12 protein-coding genes are annotated in these 16450 nt (G+C 67.0%); 4 read left to right on the top strand and 8 right to left on the bottom strand.

Going from position 1 to position 16450, the window contains the following annotated elements; translation table 11 throughout:
• The first annotated feature begins 148 nt into the window (after positions 1 to 148).
• Positions 149 to 1150 carry an ADP-ribosylglycohydrolase family protein gene (locus tag HH308_RS03820; protein WP_170192845.1) on the top strand — a complete coding sequence of 334 codons (1002 nt, stop codon included), beginning with the start codon at positions 149 to 151 and terminating at the stop codon, positions 1148 to 1150.
• Between the two features lie 194 nt (positions 1151 to 1344).
• Positions 1345 to 2142 (top strand): SGNH/GDSL hydrolase family protein, encoded by a 798-nt coding sequence (locus HH308_RS03815; protein ID WP_170192844.1) that lies wholly within the window; start codon positions 1345 to 1347, stop codon positions 2140 to 2142.
• Positions 2143 to 2237: 95 nt separating this feature from the next.
• Here HH308_RS03815 and recD read toward each other — a convergent pair whose 3' ends face one another.
• From recD to HH308_RS03780, 7 genes are all read right to left on the bottom strand, one after another.
• Complete coding sequence (gene recD, locus HH308_RS03810) at positions 2238 to 4115, bottom strand: exodeoxyribonuclease V subunit alpha (protein ID WP_170192843.1); 1878 nt, start codon at positions 4113 to 4115, stop codon at positions 2238 to 2240.
• A gap of 190 nt (positions 4116 to 4305) precedes the next feature.
• Positions 4306 to 7848 (bottom strand): UvrD-helicase domain-containing protein, encoded by a 3543-nt coding sequence (locus tag HH308_RS03805; RefSeq protein WP_170192842.1) that lies wholly within the window; start codon positions 7846 to 7848, stop codon positions 4306 to 4308.
• Complete coding sequence (gene recC / locus HH308_RS03800; protein WP_170192841.1) at positions 7845 to 11231, bottom strand: exodeoxyribonuclease V subunit gamma; 3387 nt, start codon at positions 11229 to 11231, stop codon at positions 7845 to 7847. The genes HH308_RS03805 and recC overlap by 4 nt, the downstream gene beginning before the upstream one ends.
• 223 nt (positions 11232 to 11454) lie before the next feature.
• Positions 11455 to 11775: a hypothetical protein gene (locus HH308_RS03795; protein WP_170192840.1), complete on the bottom strand. Its 321-nt coding sequence runs from the start codon at positions 11773 to 11775 to the stop codon at positions 11455 to 11457.
• Between the two features lie 3 nt (positions 11776 to 11778).
• Positions 11779 to 12174: a hypothetical protein gene (locus tag HH308_RS03790; RefSeq protein ID WP_170192839.1), complete on the bottom strand. Its 396-nt coding sequence runs from the start codon at positions 12172 to 12174 to the stop codon at positions 11779 to 11781.
• 193 nt (positions 12175 to 12367) lie between these two features.
• The gene (locus HH308_RS03785; RefSeq protein ID WP_170192838.1) at positions 12368 to 13168 is read right to left on the bottom strand and encodes a helix-turn-helix domain-containing protein; all 801 of its coding nucleotides are present in this window, start codon (positions 13166 to 13168) and stop codon (positions 12368 to 12370) included.
• The gene (locus HH308_RS03780) at positions 13141 to 13533 is read right to left on the bottom strand and encodes a VOC family protein (protein ID WP_170192837.1); all 393 of its coding nucleotides are present in this window, start codon (positions 13531 to 13533) and stop codon (positions 13141 to 13143) included. The genes HH308_RS03785 and HH308_RS03780 overlap by 28 nt, the downstream gene beginning before the upstream one ends.
• Positions 13534 to 13757: 224 nt before the next feature.
• On the opposite strand from HH308_RS03780, the gene HH308_RS03775 reads away from it, so the two are divergent.
• Together HH308_RS03775 and HH308_RS03770 are read left to right on the top strand one after the other, a co-directional pair.
• Positions 13758 to 14981, top strand: coding sequence for a CaiB/BaiF CoA transferase family protein (locus tag HH308_RS03775; RefSeq protein WP_170192836.1), 1224 nt, complete (start codon positions 13758 to 13760; stop codon positions 14979 to 14981).
• Positions 14982 to 15155: 174 nt separating this feature from the next.
• The gene (locus HH308_RS03770; protein WP_170192835.1) at positions 15156 to 15761 is read left to right on the top strand and encodes a hypothetical protein; all 606 of its coding nucleotides are present in this window, start codon (positions 15156 to 15158) and stop codon (positions 15759 to 15761) included.
• A 133-nt stretch (positions 15762 to 15894) separates the two neighbouring features.
• On the opposite strand, the gene HH308_RS03765 is transcribed toward HH308_RS03770, so the two are convergent.
• A complete protein-coding gene (locus HH308_RS03765) occupies positions 15895 to 16356 on the bottom strand; it encodes an acyl-CoA thioesterase (RefSeq protein ID WP_312870344.1) in 462 nt (153 codons plus the stop codon).
• Positions 16357 to 16450 lie beyond the last annotated feature (94 nt).

The following is a 16450-nucleotide window of genomic DNA, read 5'->3' as shown; positions in this document are numbered from 1 at the left end:
GGCGGCCACCAGTGAAACTCATCAAGCAACGCAGACAATAGCGACATCGTATGACAACTAGTTGTTCATTGGTGCGTCGACTCTCCTCGCGCCCGGATGTCGTACCCCCGTGCCACCATCGCATCATCAGTTCAACCGAGGAGGTCCCATGTCGTTCACCGACGCTCAGCTCGACCGCGCCGTCGGCGCGCTGATCGGCACCGCCGTGGGCGATGCTCTTGGTATTCCTTATGAGTTCGAGTCGCGCCCACGACTGCTGCCCGGCGAGCATGCGCAGATGCTCGGCGGTGGGCTCGGCGACTTCGCGCCCGGCCAGTGGAGTGACGACACTTCGATGGCTGTTGCCATCGCACTCGCCGGGGCCGACTCCTCTCTGACGTCGACCGAGGGCGTAGAAGCCGCCGCGAGCAACTTCCTGAAGTGGTACGAAGGCGGCCCGCCGGACATCGGGATTCAAACGCGGGCGGTACTCTCCTCGACGAAGTCGACGCGGGCAGACGGTGGTGCCGATCTCGCCGAAGCAATGACGACATCGGCGCTGGCGTATGCCGCCGACAATCCACGTTCCGCTGGCAACGGCGCGCTGATGCGCACCGCGCCCGTCGGACTCTCGAATCTCAACGACCGCGAGGCCACCGCCACCGCGGCATATGACATCGCGCGACTCACCCACGCCGATCCGCTCGCCGTCGACTCGTGCGTCCTGTGGAGCGAGGCGATCCGCATCGCCATCCTCGACGGGCGAATCGACGTTCGCGCGGGACTCGACCTGGTGGCGCAGGAGCGTAGAGCCGATTGGGCCGCCCGACTCGACGCCGCATCGACGTCGGATCCAAACGCGTTCAATCCCAACGGATTCACGGTCACCGCGCTCCAGGCTGCAGCAGCCGCGATCAGTCAGACCCCCGTGCCCGCCGACGATCCCTCACGCCACTTTCATGACACGTTGCACGTCGCGATACGCATCGGCAATGACACCGACACCGTCGCGGCGATCGCCGGCGGCCTACTCGGTGCGCGATGGGGCGCATCGGCAATCCCCGCACATTGGCGTGACATGGTGCACGGTTGGCCGGTGACAGCCGGGCAACCGGCGACCGCGGAGACGTTGGCGTCGCTCGCGATACGGACGTTGAGGCGACAATCGTGAGGTGCGATGAGGCATAGATCGTCAGACGCCGCACCACAGGCCACTTCAGTCACATCGAATCGTTTGGATTCGACCGATGACACAAGCTGGGAATCGATCCCTTGCGACGACCCGACGACGGATGACACCACGCGGTAGAGCCGCTGTGAGTCGGTAGCGTGGGTCGGGTGCCGAGTGAAACGGAAAGGGAAGCGATGGCAACGGGATCGATCTACTCGCGATTCGTGGCGATCGGCGACTCACAGACTGAGGGACTGTGGGACGGCGATGACGAGACCGGCGTTGTCGGCTGGGCCGATCGGCTTGCCCGACGCCTCGCCGTCGACAATGCTGACCTGTTGTATGCGAACCTTGCAGTCCGAGGCCGGCGCACCTCCGAGATCCGCGACGAGCAGCTCGACGCCGCCCTGGCGATGCGACCTGACCTCGTCGGAATCTGTGTGGGCATGAACGACGTGACAGCAATCGACGCCGATATGACCGACGCCCTCGACATCATGGAGGACATGTACCGGCGTGTGACCGCATCCGGCGCTACGGTCGTCACGACGCTGTTCCCAGACGTCCGCAAGGTCGTCCCGATCGCGGCCAGGTTGTTCGCACCTCGGCTAGACGCGATCAACGCTCGAATTCGGTTGTGCGCCAACCGCTATGACCTTCGACTCGTGGATCTTCACTCGGCCGAGTCGATGACTGACCTCCGCATGTGGAGCCCCGACCGACTGCACGGCTCGTCGGCCGGCCACCATCGCTTCGCGTTGGCCGCAGCCGAGGCGCTCGGCCTCGAAGGCACCGATCGCTCGTGGGCGGATCCTGCGCCACACGCCGAGCACCACCAGGCAGGCGGCGTAGCCGGTGACGTCGCGTGGCTGGTGGAAACTGTCCGACCCTGGATCTGGCGGCGGGTACGCGGGAAGTCGACCGGCGACGGTCGAACGGCGAAGAGGCCGGACTTGGCGCCGGTGGTTGTGGCGGTCGAGGCGCGTTGGTGAGTGGCGAGGCGGGTGAATTGGTCCGAAACTGTTGTTGCGCTGGGTAGTTCGGCTTGCGACACCTCGATAAGATCAAGCTCACAAGCTCGCTTGATCTACTCGGCGAGCGGGGGAACTTCTATCGCCGTCACCTCGCCTCTCAACCCGCTCGCTCGCTGCACTCGACGACTCACCGCCGCGCGCAATGATTCCGGCGTTCCGACGATCCGCACCCGCTCCTTCGCCCGCGTCAACGCGGTGTAGAGCAACTCCCTGGTCAGCAGCTCCGACCGCTCCGGCGGCAGCACCACGGTCACGACGTCGAACTGGCTGCCCTGCGATCGGTGAATCGTCATGGCGTACACCGGCATCGCGTCACCCAATTGGCTGGGGTGCAGTTCTTTGATCTTCTTCCCACGCCGGAATACCGCGGTAGTACCCCTGCCCCCAGAACCCGTCCCCCCTGCACCGTTACCCGACGTCACCACAACACCGCTGTCACCGTTGTAAATGTCGTTCTGGCGGTCATTCGCCGTCACCAAGAGTGGCTGTCCCGCATACCAATTCGCGGTCTCCAACGACACGTGCTGATATCCGTCGACGGTCGAGATCCATTCGACTATCCGCCTCGACCACCCGCCGACGCCCGAGCCGCCATCTCGATGGGCACAGAGAACTCGGTGTCGGTCGAGCGCATTCAACGCGCCTGACGCGTCCCCCACCGCTGCCGTGTCGTGCAATTCTCTGGCCCAGGCGAGAACGTCGTCGCGGACGCCGTCGAGATCGGCCGGATCGACCATCGTGATCCGGTCGTATGCGGGATCCGCGGCGTACGCCAGCACCTTCTCGGCATCGCCGGCATTCACCGCGTCGGCGACGTCTCCGATCTGCTCGCCGAATCGGTGCCCGCGCGCTAACGTGATCACGCCGTCCGCCAGGACTCGTCGTTCCTCGACCGAAAAGTCGCCGCGCCCGGTCAGCGCCACCTGATCGAAGATCGGGTTCGACGGCCCCGACGCGTCGCGTGCGACAAGGTCGGCGAGCACCGCGCCCGCCTCCACCGAGGCCAACTGGTGCGGATCCCCCACCAGGATCAGCCTCGTGTCCGACCGCAACGACGCAATCAACCGACTCATCATCGTCATCGGCAACATCGATGTCTCGTCGACCACCACCACGTCATACGGCAGCCGATTCGACGGCCCGTGCCTGAACGTCCCATCCGGGCGCGACCCGAGCAACCGGTGCACGGTGACCGCCGACGTCCCCGCAGGCAGTCGCCCATAGTCGGTGACCGACGATTGGAGCTGCGCCGCCGCCCGGCCGGTCGGCGCGCACAGTCCGATGCGGAGCGACTCGCCGCCGAGCAACTCCAGTACATGGAGCACGCGCGCAACCGTGTAGGTCTTGCCGGTACCCGGGCCGCCGGCAAGCACCGTCGTCCACGACGTCGCGGCCAGAACCGCTGCCGAAAATTGCCGGTTGTAGAACAGCTCGCCGTTCTGCGTCTGCGCCATCGGGTCGACGGCGTGAAACACCTCGCGCATCGCTGCGCGCAGCCGCTCGACATCGACGGTCGGCCTCGTCGCCACACGATCGGTGAGAATCTTGCGAATCGTCGACTCTTGCCGAAAATACTTCTGCAAATACAACAGCGGGCCGTCCTCCGACTCCGCCAACGCCAACGGACGCAACGGCCCCGCATCGCCCCCGACCACCAGCGCGCTGCTCGTCAACGCCGCAACCATGGCCTCGGCGGTGGGCCAACGCAAGTCGTCATCGGCGTGGTCGGCCGCGAGTTCATCGACCCGACGAAGCTCCAAACACGTCGACCCGGTGCGCACCGCCCGAACAGCGAGCGCCGACGCCAGCAACACCTCATCGCCGACGTCGCCCTTCGACAACGCCGCCACCCGCATCGCCACATGCACATCCGCCGCGGACAGCACGCCGGCGTCGTTGAACTCCTTCAACACACCGGTCGCCCTGCGCACCTGCTGCCCACCGCTCGCTCCGCTCCCGGCGACCGAAACCCCCGTCCCGCTCGCTCCGCTCCCGGCGACCGAAACCCCCGTCCCGCTCGCTCCGCTCCCGGCGACCGAAACCCCCGTCCCGCTCGCTCCGCTCCCGGCGACCGAAACCTTCGTCCCGCTCGCTCCGCTCCCGGCGACGGTGCCTTGAGGGTCAGACATGTGCACTCACCTTGCCCGCCAACAGATCCGACAATTCGACTACCAACGTCGAGGGGATCCTCCACTCGAAAACGCCGCAGCCCGACGGTGTTTGCGGCCCGGCCATCCCGCGTACGAAGTGATACTGCACCGGGCCGAGATGCACCGCCGGATCGTAACCGGGCAGCCGCCACCGCAGATACCGATGCAGCGCAACCGAATACAACAGCGCCTGCAGCGGATAGTTCTCGCGAATCATCTCCTGCGCCATCGTCTCCTGCGTGAAATCCTCGACGACGAGATCACCCGGCATGAGCCGGTTCGTCTTGTAGTCGACGACGACGTACCCCACGTCCGTCCGCAGCACCGAGTCGATGCTGCCGGTCAAGTAGCCGTGAAAGCGGTCGTCGTTGACGGTCCGCACGACGTCGGCGAAGCTGCGCAGCGGATCGTCGACGGCGAGGTGGCGGTCGAGGAGGTCGGCGACCTGACCGAGGGAGAACCCTCCACCGGTGTCCGACAGCGGGATCTCGAAGTCCATCTCGCTGAGTCGGTCGCGCGGGGACACATCCCACAGAGTTGCCGAGCCGTCGCCCAGACCGAGCGGCGTGGTCAAAACGCCGATCAATGCGCTGGTGAGTTGTGCGGTGTCGACGACGAATCCACGACGGTGGGCGCCCTCGGTCACTTGCTCACGCACGTGGCGATCCATGTCCGACGACGAAGTGTCCACGTTCTCGAGTACCTCGTGGACGAGCGTTCCGAAGGCGGCGCCGAACGGGAGGCCGTTCATGAGGGACGGGGTTTGTGCGGGGACCGCGGTGGTTGCGTCGGTCGATGATGTTGCGGCGTCTCGATACGCCCCGACTCGGGGGCTCGTCGTGGCTACTCGACGATCGGTGGGATCGCCCGCACCGTCCGACAACACTCGACGATCGGTGGGATCGCCCGCGCTCGACACGTAGTCCTCGCCGTCGACCGCCGTCGGCACCGGCTCGTCAACGATCTGACCTTCCTCCGGCTCACTGCCCGAATTCACCACGGCCGCACCGTGTGCCGCGTGTGCCGCCGCCGTGATGGCCGAGTACGACGTGCGCCGCCAGTCCTGGTCGATCCTCCGGTCGAAGACCGACACCGACAGCGTCGGCGCCGAGCTTCCCGCGTCGTCGGACTTCCACCGCGGCTGTTCTCCGTGCTTGCCCGCCTGCTCGATGGTGATCATCGGGTCGCGGGCGGCGAGGTCGCGCAGTGTCTGCACACACTGGCGGTCGTCGGGGATCTCCACCGACTCGGCGATGGGGCTCACCACCCCAGACCGTGCGGCCGCCGTGCGCTCGGCATTCGTGAACAACAGCCGGTGCAATGGTCCGGGGCGCGTTGTGGTGCTCGGCGCCCACCACAGCACGAGCTGCGAGCGCGCGCGGGTCATCGCGACGTACAGCAGCCGCAGGTCCTCCCCCGCGTTCTCCGCGGTGTTGGCTGCCCACCGCTTGGCGAATCCTGCCGCGGACTGTCCGCCGACGTCGAGGAAGCGCTTCTCACTGCCCTCGTGGTAGACGAACGTCGTCGGCTTCATCTGGCGTGCGCCGTCCCAGCCGAACGGAACGTAGACGATCGGGAACTCCAGGCCCTTGCTGCCGTGAATGGTCATGATCTGCACGGCCTGGGTATCGCGGTCCAACCGACGAGTGGCCTCGGCGTGCTGGCTCCACTTCGAGTCATCGGAGATATGCTCCCCCAACCAGGCCACCAAACCCGAAAGGCCACAGGATGTTTCGGCCACGTGCCGATTGCATAACGCCGACACCTGCAACAGGTCGGTCAGCAGCCGCTCCCCGTTCTCCGACGCCAGGACCCGCTCATGGGTCCGGCGCTGATGCATCAACCGCGCCGACATCGCCGCAAAACCGCCCTCGGCGAAGACCCGCGCCGATTGGGCCAACTCCCCGGACAGCTCGCCGACCCCGGCGTCGCCCTGCGCGTCGAGCGACGCGGCGTCGAATCCGAGAATCGGAGTCAGCGCGGCCATCCGGACACGTGTGACGCGGGCGGGTTGTTCCATCGCCTGCAGGACGTACCACCAGTGCCGTGCGGCCGACGTCTGGAAGATCGACGTCCCCGACCGCACCACCGACGCGATCCCCAGCTCGGTCAGCGCGTGTTGCAGCGGTTCGATGGTCTTGTTGAACCGCAACAGGATTGCGATGTCGCCCGGCTGGATCGGTCGCTGCTCGCCGTCGACGTCGAGCGTGATGCCGGCGGCGAGTTGGGCCGCGATGTCGGCGGCGACGTCGGCGATGACCTTGTCTCGTACCCCGGGCACGAGTGGCGTGGAGCCGTCCTTGGTGTGCAGGGTGAAATCACGGCGAGTGAATGCGCGCACGCGCACCGCCGGCGCACCCGACAACCTGCTGCCTTTGTGTCGGGCGTCCACCGGATGCACCGCGATCATCGGGTGTCCCAGCGTCGCATCGGCGAAAAGCGTTCCGACGCCGTGCACGACATCCTCGTCGGAACGGAAATTGGTGGTGAGGATCTGCCGGTTGCCGGCAATCTCGACGGCGTTGAGGTAGCTGAGCACCTCGGCGCCGCGAAACGCGTAGATGGACTGCTTGGGGTCGCCGACGAGGATAAGGGTCACGCTGGCTGAACTCGGTCCGCTCGCGTCGCTCTCGGCGTCGGGCACGTCGTGAAAACACCGTTCGACGATCTCCCACTGCTGCGGGTCGGTGTCCTGGAACTCGTCGATCAGCACGACGTCGAATTGTTCTCTGATCCGCCTACGCGCCTGCTCGCCCACATGCTCGTCGGTGACGATGTGGTGCAGCGTGCCTTGCAGGTCGTCGTAGGTTCGGACGCGGGCGAGTCGCTTGCGTTCCGCCGTCGTCGCGCGGACGGCCTCGGCGAAGCGAATGCGCAACCGCGTCGATTCGGCGATCGGCTTGCCGTCGGCCGGTGTTGGGGCGAGGGTCGCCACCGGATTGCGCACGGCGTCCTTGGCGATGGTCTCGGCGACTTTGAAATCGAGCGAGTCGTCCGGCGCCCCGGCGAATTTGCGGATGTAGAGATCCCGGGCGACGTCGGCGACCAACTCGTCGACATTCTCCACGATCGGGAACTGCTGTTCACGTTCGCCGAGGAATCCGAGCGCCGCGAGCATCCGGTTGCAGAAGGTGTGAGTCGTTGCCATGGTGGCCGAGTCGAAGTCCGACAATGCGACGACGATCCGCGCGCGGCGCAGCGCGATGTCGTCGGCCGAACCGGTCGCGAGCAGCCGATGGAGCTTGTCGTCGCCGGCTGCGGCTGCCGCTGGATCGTCCAGTGCCACAACGGCTTCGCGGAGTCGTGAGCGGGTGCGGTCGCGCAGTTCGGCCGACGCCGCGTTGGAGAAGGTGGCCATCAGCAGTCGCGAGATCGGTATCCCGTCGGCGATGTAGCGCACGGCGAGACTGACGATCGCGTAGGTCTTGCCGGTCCCCGCGCTCGCCTCGAGGACGGTGGTGCCGGTCGGCAGCGGTCCGGCGAGGTCGAAGGGAATGGGTGCGGAGCCGGTCATCGGGCCTCCTCGTTCTGCAGCAGGGGTCCGAAGATCGCCGACGAGATCCGCACGAACATCGGTGCCGTCGAGTTGCCCGGCAGCCAAGGGGTGGGCGAGTCGAGGTCGGCCGGCACAGCGTCGACGATTCTCTCGAAATCGACTGCGGCACTGGGTCGATCGTCGAAGACGAGCCCGAGGTAGTCGTCGTCGAAGTCGGAGAACGCGTTGCGGAAGGCATACGACGCGCGGCGCATGGCACTCGTATGATTGCCGCTGCGGTCGAACTCCTGCGCGCATGCGTTCGCCGCGGACAGCGGCAGCGAGATGGGCCGTTGCAGCGCGGCGTCGCGGAAGGCGACGAGCATGGTCAGGATGTCGAGTGCGTCGGCCGGTGGACGAAACGTGCTCGACGCCGTGGGCTGTCCCCGCTTGCCGCGCCCGATGACGACGGCCTCGGCTACCGCTGGCGCCGGCGACGTATTCGCCGTCAGCGCAAGGAGTTTGATCCAGGTCTGCAGACGGTGCTTGCTCGACAGCGACGAGTAGGTCACCGTGCACAGCCGCTTGGCTCCGACACCCGACGGGTAGATGTCGCCGACGGTCCCATAGATTCGGCGACCGTCGGGCAACTCGACGCGGACGTCGATCGCATCGGCGGCACCCGACCGCAGCCCCTGCGCGGCGTAGTACACCGCTTGGGCGCGTTCGACGATGGGGCGCATCTCCTGAGCCCCGAAACTGAACGGCGGCAACGTTCCTCGTCGCAGTTCCGCCTGCTGTGCGACGCCGACGTCGTCGCCGGCGAGCAGTGCCGCGAGGAACCTGTCGCCGATACCCCACGCGTCGAGCGGGTCGAGCTTCACCTGCAGTTGGTCGGGATGGGCGTCGACGGTCTCCGGAATCTGTCCGCCGAGCCGTTGTCGCACAAACCCTTCCAGCGGATTGGCGAGGAAGCGGACGAGGTCGTCGAGTTCGATGTCGGCGGATTCGTTCGGCGGCAGTCGAGCATCCGCGAGCAGGACTCGAGGTTCGCCTTTGACACCGCCGGCGGTGAGTGCGGCGAGTGCTCGCGCCCCCGGCAGCAGCGCGGCGTCGAAGCTGCACGGCGTCGAACCGGCCGACCCGACGAAGTTGCGCGACTCGAAAGCGTGCAATGAATGTCGTTGTACGACAGGTGATCCGACGCCGGGCGCGACGTCGAGGACGGCGTTGGCGGCGTCGATCAGTTCGCTGACGACGACGGCGGGCGGGATCACCGTGCCCGACACCGGATCCGCCCCGCTGTAGAAGACGAGGAGGTGGTCACGAGCGGCGGTGATGGCGTCGAGGAAGACCTGCCGATCCTCGTTGCGGACATCTCGCTCGCCGATGAGGGGGACGACGGCGAGGATGTCATCGCCGTCGACGCCCTGACTGCGCGGGAAGGCGCCGTCGTCCATGCCCAGCAGGATGATCGCCCGGTGCGGCACCGACCGCATCGGCACCATCGAGCAGACGGTGAGTTCGCCGGTGCGGAAGTTCGAGCGGGTGGGCCGGGCGGCGAGCAGGCTCGACATGAGGTCGCGGATGTCGTTGAGCTCGAGGTCGGGCGGGTCGATTCCGGCCGGCAACGCCAGGGCATCGCCCAGCAGGCCGACCGCCTGCGCGCGTTGCCATTCCGACTCGTAGTCGGTGTCGGTGAGCAGGTCGATCGAGGCGACGAGCACCTCGGCCCACTCGCTCGCCGACCGCGGGCCGGACAAGGTCGCCATCAGCTCGCCGAGGCGCTCGACGAACTCGGCGAAACGACCGACGAGATCGGTGTCGGTGGAGTCGACGCCGGACAGCGGCAGGGCCGTCGACAACCACTCGTCCTCCGACTCGTCGGCGACGACGCCGAGCACGATCCGATCGAGTCCGGTCTGCGCCGTCCCTTGCGGAAAACCGCTGAGCCCGAAGCGATTTCGCTGGGTGTTGTCGATGCCCCAGCGAATGTTGGCCCGTTCGGACCAGTTTGCGAGAGCGTCGAGGTCGTCGTCGGTGAAACCGAAGCGGGCACGAACGGATTCGCGTGCGGCGAAGTCGAGCAGTTCGCCGATCCTCGCCCGGCCGGCGGCGAGTTCGAGGAGCGCAGCGACGGCGTCGAGCACGTCGTTGGTCTGCCGGAGTCCGCGGTCGGCGAGTCGGACCCGCAACGCGAAGGCCGGGTGACCCAAGCCGGTCTGACCGAAGGCGCCGCGGATGAGCGGCGCGTACACCTCGACGTCCGGGCACATGATCAGGACGTCGCGGGGTTGCAGTGTCTCGTCGTCGGCGAAGAGTCGCAGGAGGCGGTCGCGCAGCACCTCGACCTGCCGTTCGGGACCGTGGCAGGAATGGATCTCCAACGAGGTGTCCGGTGTGGCGCCGTCGACGGAGGCGCTCACATCGGTACGCAGCGCGGCTTGGACCTGAGCCAGGAGCGTGTCGGCTCGCGGAGCTCGTGAAGGGTGGTAAACGGTGTCGGTGTCGCCGAGGCACCGCTGCAATTCGGCGACGTCGCGCGACAGGCTCGCGAGAAGCGGATTATTCAGCGCGACAACACCATTCGCGCCGCGGTGCGTCGGGCCCGAGCTTGCTCCGTCGGTTGCCACCGCCTGCCACAACGCGTCGCTGGGGTGCGGGAGATACAGATTGACCCGACGATGCAGCGCGAGCGCGTGCAGGACGTCGCGCATCATCTGCGGGATGCGGGTGGGCCCGAAGACCGCGAGACGGTCGGGAAGGTCGACGACGTCGGGGTGCTCGCGTAGATGAGCGGTGATGGTATCGAGCTCTTCGGCGAGATGGGCGACGCCGACGCGCTCCCGCACGAGCCGCCAGAACCACGGTTGCCAGGCCAGGGAATCGGGAAGGTCGGTGCCGCTACCCGCGCCGTCGGTGTCGTGGCCGGCGGCCCAATCGCGCAGCATGCCAGGACGTTGCCACGCGTAGCCGTCGAACAGGTTGGCGATGGTCCGGGCGGTGGATAGTCGCCGGCCTCGCCGCAGGCGCGCGCCGCGCGATTCGTCGTGGCCGATGTGGTGAGCGATGACGGCCAGCCGGGGGTCGTGCAGGTGGTCGTCGAGGGTGGCCAGGACCGGCCACACGAGCCGGTCGGCACGCCAGTTCTCCGCTGCCGCAGGATCTTTGGAGAGTCTCTCGACGATGTCGGCGACGATCCGGGTGGGCGAGGAGAAGTCGATGTTGGCGGCGATGCCGTCGCCTTCACCGGCGAGGGCGCCGAGGGTGGTCGCGAGATGCTGCTGCAGCCAACGTTCGACGCCGCGCGCCGGTACCGCCACGATTTCGGTCTGCATCGGGTCGGCCAACGGAGTGGCCAACTCCCCCGCCAACGCGTCCGCCAGCGTGTCGGCCCGCTCCGCCCTGTGCACTATGAACATCGCGGTCAATCCTAGTGTCTCCGCTGATTGGGTTGGTCCGTGTGGTCTGCCGGTCCTATCTCTTCGTCTCACGCGTCGACCCCGACGGACACTCTGCGCGCCTCACCGGCTCACGCTGGGCACCGTCGTCGCCGATGTCGATTACAACGTGATTCCGAGATCGCGTGACGGTTCCGCTGACCGCTAACCAATCCGCCGACGGGAACTTCGGTGCCGCTATTCGTCAGTGCGCCCGCTTCTGCCACTCGCCGATGCCGGCGACCGCTGCGAACCAGGTGGCCGCGCCGATCGCGAGCGCGGCCCACGGATAGAAGTAGGTCAGACCGTCCGCGAGGGCCGCGAGCACTATCGCACCGAGGTAGACCGCCGACACCGCGAGCGGTGGAACCGCGACCAACACGTAGACCAACGCGACCTTGAGCGTCGACGATCGCGGGGTGACGGTGTCACCGACCATGAGAAACAACGGTGCGTAACCGAAGGCGAGCACTACGCCGACGAAGACCACAGCGAATCCGGCAACAGTCGCCAGGGTGTCGAGCATGGCTCACGGCCAGGCGAAACACGCTCCGCCAGAACCGTATCCCTGGGTGACCTGCGCGTAGGTGATCGGCGAGCGCTTGCCGTTCTGCACCGCGTACAGCTCACGCAGTCCCTGGCGATTCGGAACCCAATCGACCGAGGCCATCGCCCCGTTCGCCCGGGACCGGCCGATGAAACGGACCGGGTAACCCTTGGCCTTGCGCTCGTAGAAGGCCACCCAGCCGGACGAGTTCACCGGCACCGACATCTGGTACAGGCATCCGGTGCCGTAGTGCACGGACGAGAACATCGCACCCGGGTCGACCCGGCCGGCCGGAGCGGCGTCGGCCGGTGACCCGATCATCGCCGCGGCGGAGACGGCCAGCGCGCTCGCGGCGACGGCGATCCGGATTCTCGACATTGGTCACTCCCCTGCTGGTCTGACAGTCCGGTGGTCCATCATGCCTCATCGATTGCGGCCGGGTCCGGCTTTGCTCCAGCGAGTCCGACGAGCGTGTTCGGGTCGGTCGGCTTGCGTTCGTCTTACCCACACCGGATCGGCTCGGGAAGTCGCGGTACGGCAGGTCGATGCCGTGACCGAACGGCAGTGGCGATCAGGCTGGCGCGAACTCCTCGCGCGCAAGGTATCTCGCCGGTGACATCGACGCGAATTCGGAGAATTCACGGGTGAGGTGGGCCTGATCGGCATAGCCGGCGTCGGCGGCCGCGGCGTCGATGGTCACGCCGGCACGCAGCGCGCCCATCGCTCGATCGAAGCGCACGAGTCGGGCCGCGTGCTTGGGGCCGATGCCGTATTCGGTGACGAAGCGTGTGGTGAGGTACCGGGCCGACCATCCCGACCGCTCGGTCAACTCCGCGACGGTGCATCGTCCGCCGGTGGCGACGATGTGGTCCCACGCCGCGGCGGCGTCGGGCTGCGGAGCCCACCGACCGCTGGCGGTGCCGGGGTCGTCGACCCAGCCCATCAACGTCGACGCCGCGGCCTCCGCGCGATCACCGGGTACCGCGTCGGCGATCCGGCCGGCCAGTTCACCGGCCAACGTCGGGTTGACTTCGTCGAGATCGATTGCGCGGTCGGACAATTCGGCGACGGGCAGGCCGAACAGTCGGCGTACGCCGGCCGGCGACAGCCCGATCTGCACACCCACCTGCGTCCCATCGTGGTGGATGACATACGGCGTCGAGTGCAGCCCGCCGAGGCAGACGCGAAACCGCGTGACGCCGGAAAGGCCTGGACCCGACAGGTCCAGGCCGTCACGGAGGTCGACCACGACCGTGACGCTCGGCGAGGGAATCCCCAGGTGGGTGCCCGGGAGCGCGCCGGTGATGTCATAGGCGACGACCGACGAGACGCCCGCCGACGCGGTCAGCCCGCGTAGGTCCCGAAGCTCCACTTGTTGCCCTCCGGATCGGCGATGGAGAACCCTCGCGATCCATAGTCCTCGTCGCGCATCTCGCGGACAACCGTCGCCCCGAGCTTCTCGGCTCTGGCCCATACCGCGTCGGGGTCGGCGACGACGACGTACACGCTGCCGCTACCGCTGGGCGTGGTGAACGTCGGGTCCTGTTTGCAGATGCTCGAGATCATGACGCGCCCGCCGTCGGGCCAGAGCATTTCGGAGTGGGTGACCTCGCCGGGGCCGTCGCCGTCGACGCAGATTCCCTCGTCGAAGCCGAGGTCGGCGAGCCAGCGTCGTTGGGCAAGCGGGTCGTCGTAGGAGAGTCCGGGCCAGATGTTGGTGTCTGTTCTCGTGTTCATGAATCAACGATCGCAGAGACTGTGAGGTGCGGTATTGAAGAAATCGGCACGGGTATCGCGAAACCGGTCCCCGTGAGAGTTCGCCATGCTCCCCCAGCGTTTGCTCGGCTGAGGGGGACCGGTTTTGCGCTACAGCATGGCACGGAGGTGTTGTATCTGGTCGGCAGCTCGGGCGCCACGGACACCGGGTGGTTTGTCCAACGAGACTTTGCGAGTCTGTAGCGATGACGACTGATTCTCCCTCGACGCCGACCGGTCCGCTCGACGGAATCCGGGTGCTCGAACTCGGCACGCTGATCGCCGGGCCGCACGGCGCACGGCTGCTCGGCGATATGGGCGCCGACGTGATCAAAATCGAGCCGCCGAATCGTCCCGACCCGATCCGCACCTGGGGCGAAGCCGAGATCGACGGGCACCGCTTCTACTGGACGGTGCATGCGCGCAACAAGAAGGCGATCACCCTCGACCTACGCTCCGAGCGCGGCAAAGAGCTGTTCCTGCGGTTGGTCGACGACGCCGACATCATCGTGGAGAATTTTCGCCCGGGAACGCTCGAACGCCTCGGCCTCGGGTATGACCAACTGCGCCGACGCAACCGTGGCATCATCCTGGTTCGGGTCTCCGGCTACGGACAGACCGGACCGGATGCCATGCGCGCCGGGTACGCCTCGGTAGCCGAGGCGGCGAGCGGGCTGCGCTACATCAACGGGTATCCGGGCCAGCTGCCGCCCCGACTGTCATTGTCCCTGGGCGACACGCTGGCCGGCATGTATGCCGCGCAGGGCGCGTTGGCCGCACTCTATCGTCGGACGGTCACCGGCGATGGCCAGGTGGTCGACACCGCATTGCTGGATTCCTGTGTGGCAGTTCAGGAATCGACGATCGCCGACTATGCGATGGGAGGGGTGGTGCGCGGGCCGTCGGGCACTCGGCTCAACGGGATCGCGCCGTCGAACCTCTACCCCACCGCCGACGGTTCGCACGTGATCATCGCGGCCAACCAGGACACTGTCTTCGCGCGGCTGTGCGCGGCAATGGGTCAGCCCGAGTTGGCGACCGACGAACGGTTCGTCGATCACGCGGCGCGTGGTCGCAATCAAGACGAGATCGACGACATCATCGGCCGCTGGTCGAGCGGGTTCTCGTCCGCGGAACTCGGCGAGATCCTCAGTGCCGCGGGTGTTGTCGTCGGGCCGGTGAATACCGTCGCCGAAGTGTTCGACGACCCACAGCTGCGTGCCCGCGACATGATCACGCCGCATCACGACGAGCGCACCGGACGCGATGTGCTCGGTCCCGGCATCGTGCCGAAATTCTCGTCGACGCCCGGACGCATCCGCAACGCCGGGCCGCCGACTCCGGGCGCGCACAACAGCGATGTCTACGGGCGGCTGCTGGGACTGTCCGACGCCGAGATCGCACAACTGTCCGACGACGGCGTGATCTGAGGTCGTAGCGCTCGCGGCCGCGGGTAGATCACGGAGGGCGCGCGCCGGCATGCCACGGTGATCTGACGTCGCCGCGCTTTGGGTCGGCGCGCCACGCACATTGTCAGGGGGTCGTCGTATCTTCGCGGTGAGTCGATTTCCCTCGGCTCACCGCACAAGGACATGGGGGGAACCATGGCACAACCACTTCTCGACCTCACAGCGGCACCGATGTTCAGTCTGTTCGACGCGGCGGGTCGGCCGATTCCGCTCGACGAAGACCCGCGGGACATCGCAGGCGAGGTAATCTTCGACCGGCTGGCCGACATTCAGGACGAGTTCGAAGGCGCCCTGCTCGACGCGGTGGTCGAACAAGCCTCGGGGCTCGTCGGCGAAGGGCGTATCGTGCACGCCGCGCTCGCCGGCCGGCAGCTGATACACACGGTCGGGCTGACATCATTCGGTCTGCCCGAGCTGGCATTGCTCGACTATCCACACGACAATCACTCCGCGGTGCTGACCGGCGCGACCGAGTCGGTGCTGGCCCACGGACGGCCCGAGCACCGCGAGACGTTATGTGGAGTCGGGTGCGCCGATCACCCGTACAAGGCGATCGTGCCAGAGCACCCCATGCCCCTGTGGTTCATCAACTACGTGTACGCGCGTCTCGACCACTTCATCGCCGAGCCCGACGTGATGCTCATCGTGACCCCCGGCGCCGACGGCCTGTTCGACTGGGAGACCCCGTACACTCCACCGCGCCGCGAGCGCCGACATCGTGGCCGACGATCCAGGAAATAGGTTCGGACACAACAGCATTGGCGCGCGGGATGTTCACCTCGCACGGAGGTTGCCACCGTCGGGCTCGCCGGCTGAGCCGGTCGAGCGGCGCTTGGCACGTCGAGCCGCGCTTGGCGGTGGCGCGGTGCGCGTGTCAACGCCGAAAGTTCACCGGCGCCCCGTGGTGGCTTTCCAGAATGGCGCGGATCCGGTCCGGGATCGGCGTGGGACGACCGGTCGTCCGGTCGATCACCACCATCGAGGTCTGGGCGATGGCGCAGGTCACGCCGTTCGGGTCGACGAGGGTGTAACCCCACTGGAAGGAGGACCTGCCGATTCGGCTGATGCGCACCAGGATGCGGACCGGTTCTTGGGTATAGGCCAGCGGCGAGTGGTATTCGATGTCCTGACGTGCCACGAGCATCGAGATGCCCTCGCGTCGCTCGCCGAACCACTCGGCGAACGCCCGTACCCGGGCCTCCTCGAACAGTCGCGCCACTTGAACGTTGTTGACGTGCGCCAGCGAGTCCATGTCGCCCCATCGCAGATGGATCGGCAACTCGAACTGGTCGGCGTCGGCGTTGGTTTCGACGGGCTCAACTGGGGATTCGGTCACGAATGTCACATTAGGTTCACACCGTGCGGGCAGCTGTGTCGGGTGTCGTCGGAGGGGCGGATCGTCGTACACTGACGGTTCGAGTTTCCGCGTA

Source organism: Gordonia asplenii, assembly GCF_012933505.1.
In the GTDB taxonomy this organism is placed as follows: domain Bacteria; phylum Actinomycetota; class Actinomycetes; order Mycobacteriales; family Mycobacteriaceae; genus Gordonia; species Gordonia asplenii.
This window is presented reverse-complemented; position numbering and strand designations above follow the sequence as displayed.

What these genes read in the sequence shown, in the direction of transcription:
- HH308_RS03795 (WP_170192840.1), bottom strand. Translation starts at nt 11,775, where the DNA reads ATGCTCGACACCCTGGCGACTGTTGCCGGATTCGCTGTGGTCTTCGTC.
- HH308_RS03820 (WP_170192845.1), top strand. Translation starts at nt 149, where the DNA reads ATGTCGTTCACCGACGCTCAGCTCGACCGCGCCGTCGGCGCGCTGATC.
- recC (WP_170192841.1), bottom strand. Translation starts at nt 11,231, where the DNA reads ATGTTCATAGTGCACAGGGCGGAGCGGGCCGACACGCTGGCGGACGCG.
- HH308_RS03780 (WP_170192837.1), bottom strand. Translation starts at nt 13,533, where the DNA reads ATGAACACGAGAACAGACACCAACATCTGGCCCGGACTCTCCTACGAC.
- HH308_RS03815 (WP_170192844.1), top strand. Translation starts at nt 1,345, where the DNA reads ATGGCAACGGGATCGATCTACTCGCGATTCGTGGCGATCGGCGACTCA.
- HH308_RS03775 (WP_170192836.1), top strand. Translation starts at nt 13,758, where the DNA reads ATGACGACTGATTCTCCCTCGACGCCGACCGGTCCGCTCGACGGAATC.
- HH308_RS03790 (WP_170192839.1), bottom strand. Translation starts at nt 12,174, where the DNA reads ATGTCGAGAATCCGGATCGCCGTCGCCGCGAGCGCGCTGGCCGTCTCC.
- HH308_RS03770 (WP_170192835.1), top strand. Translation starts at nt 15,156, where the DNA reads ATGGCACAACCACTTCTCGACCTCACAGCGGCACCGATGTTCAGTCTG.
- HH308_RS03805 (WP_170192842.1), bottom strand. Translation starts at nt 7,848, where the DNA reads ATGACCGGCTCCGCACCCATTCCCTTCGACCTCGCCGGACCGCTGCCG.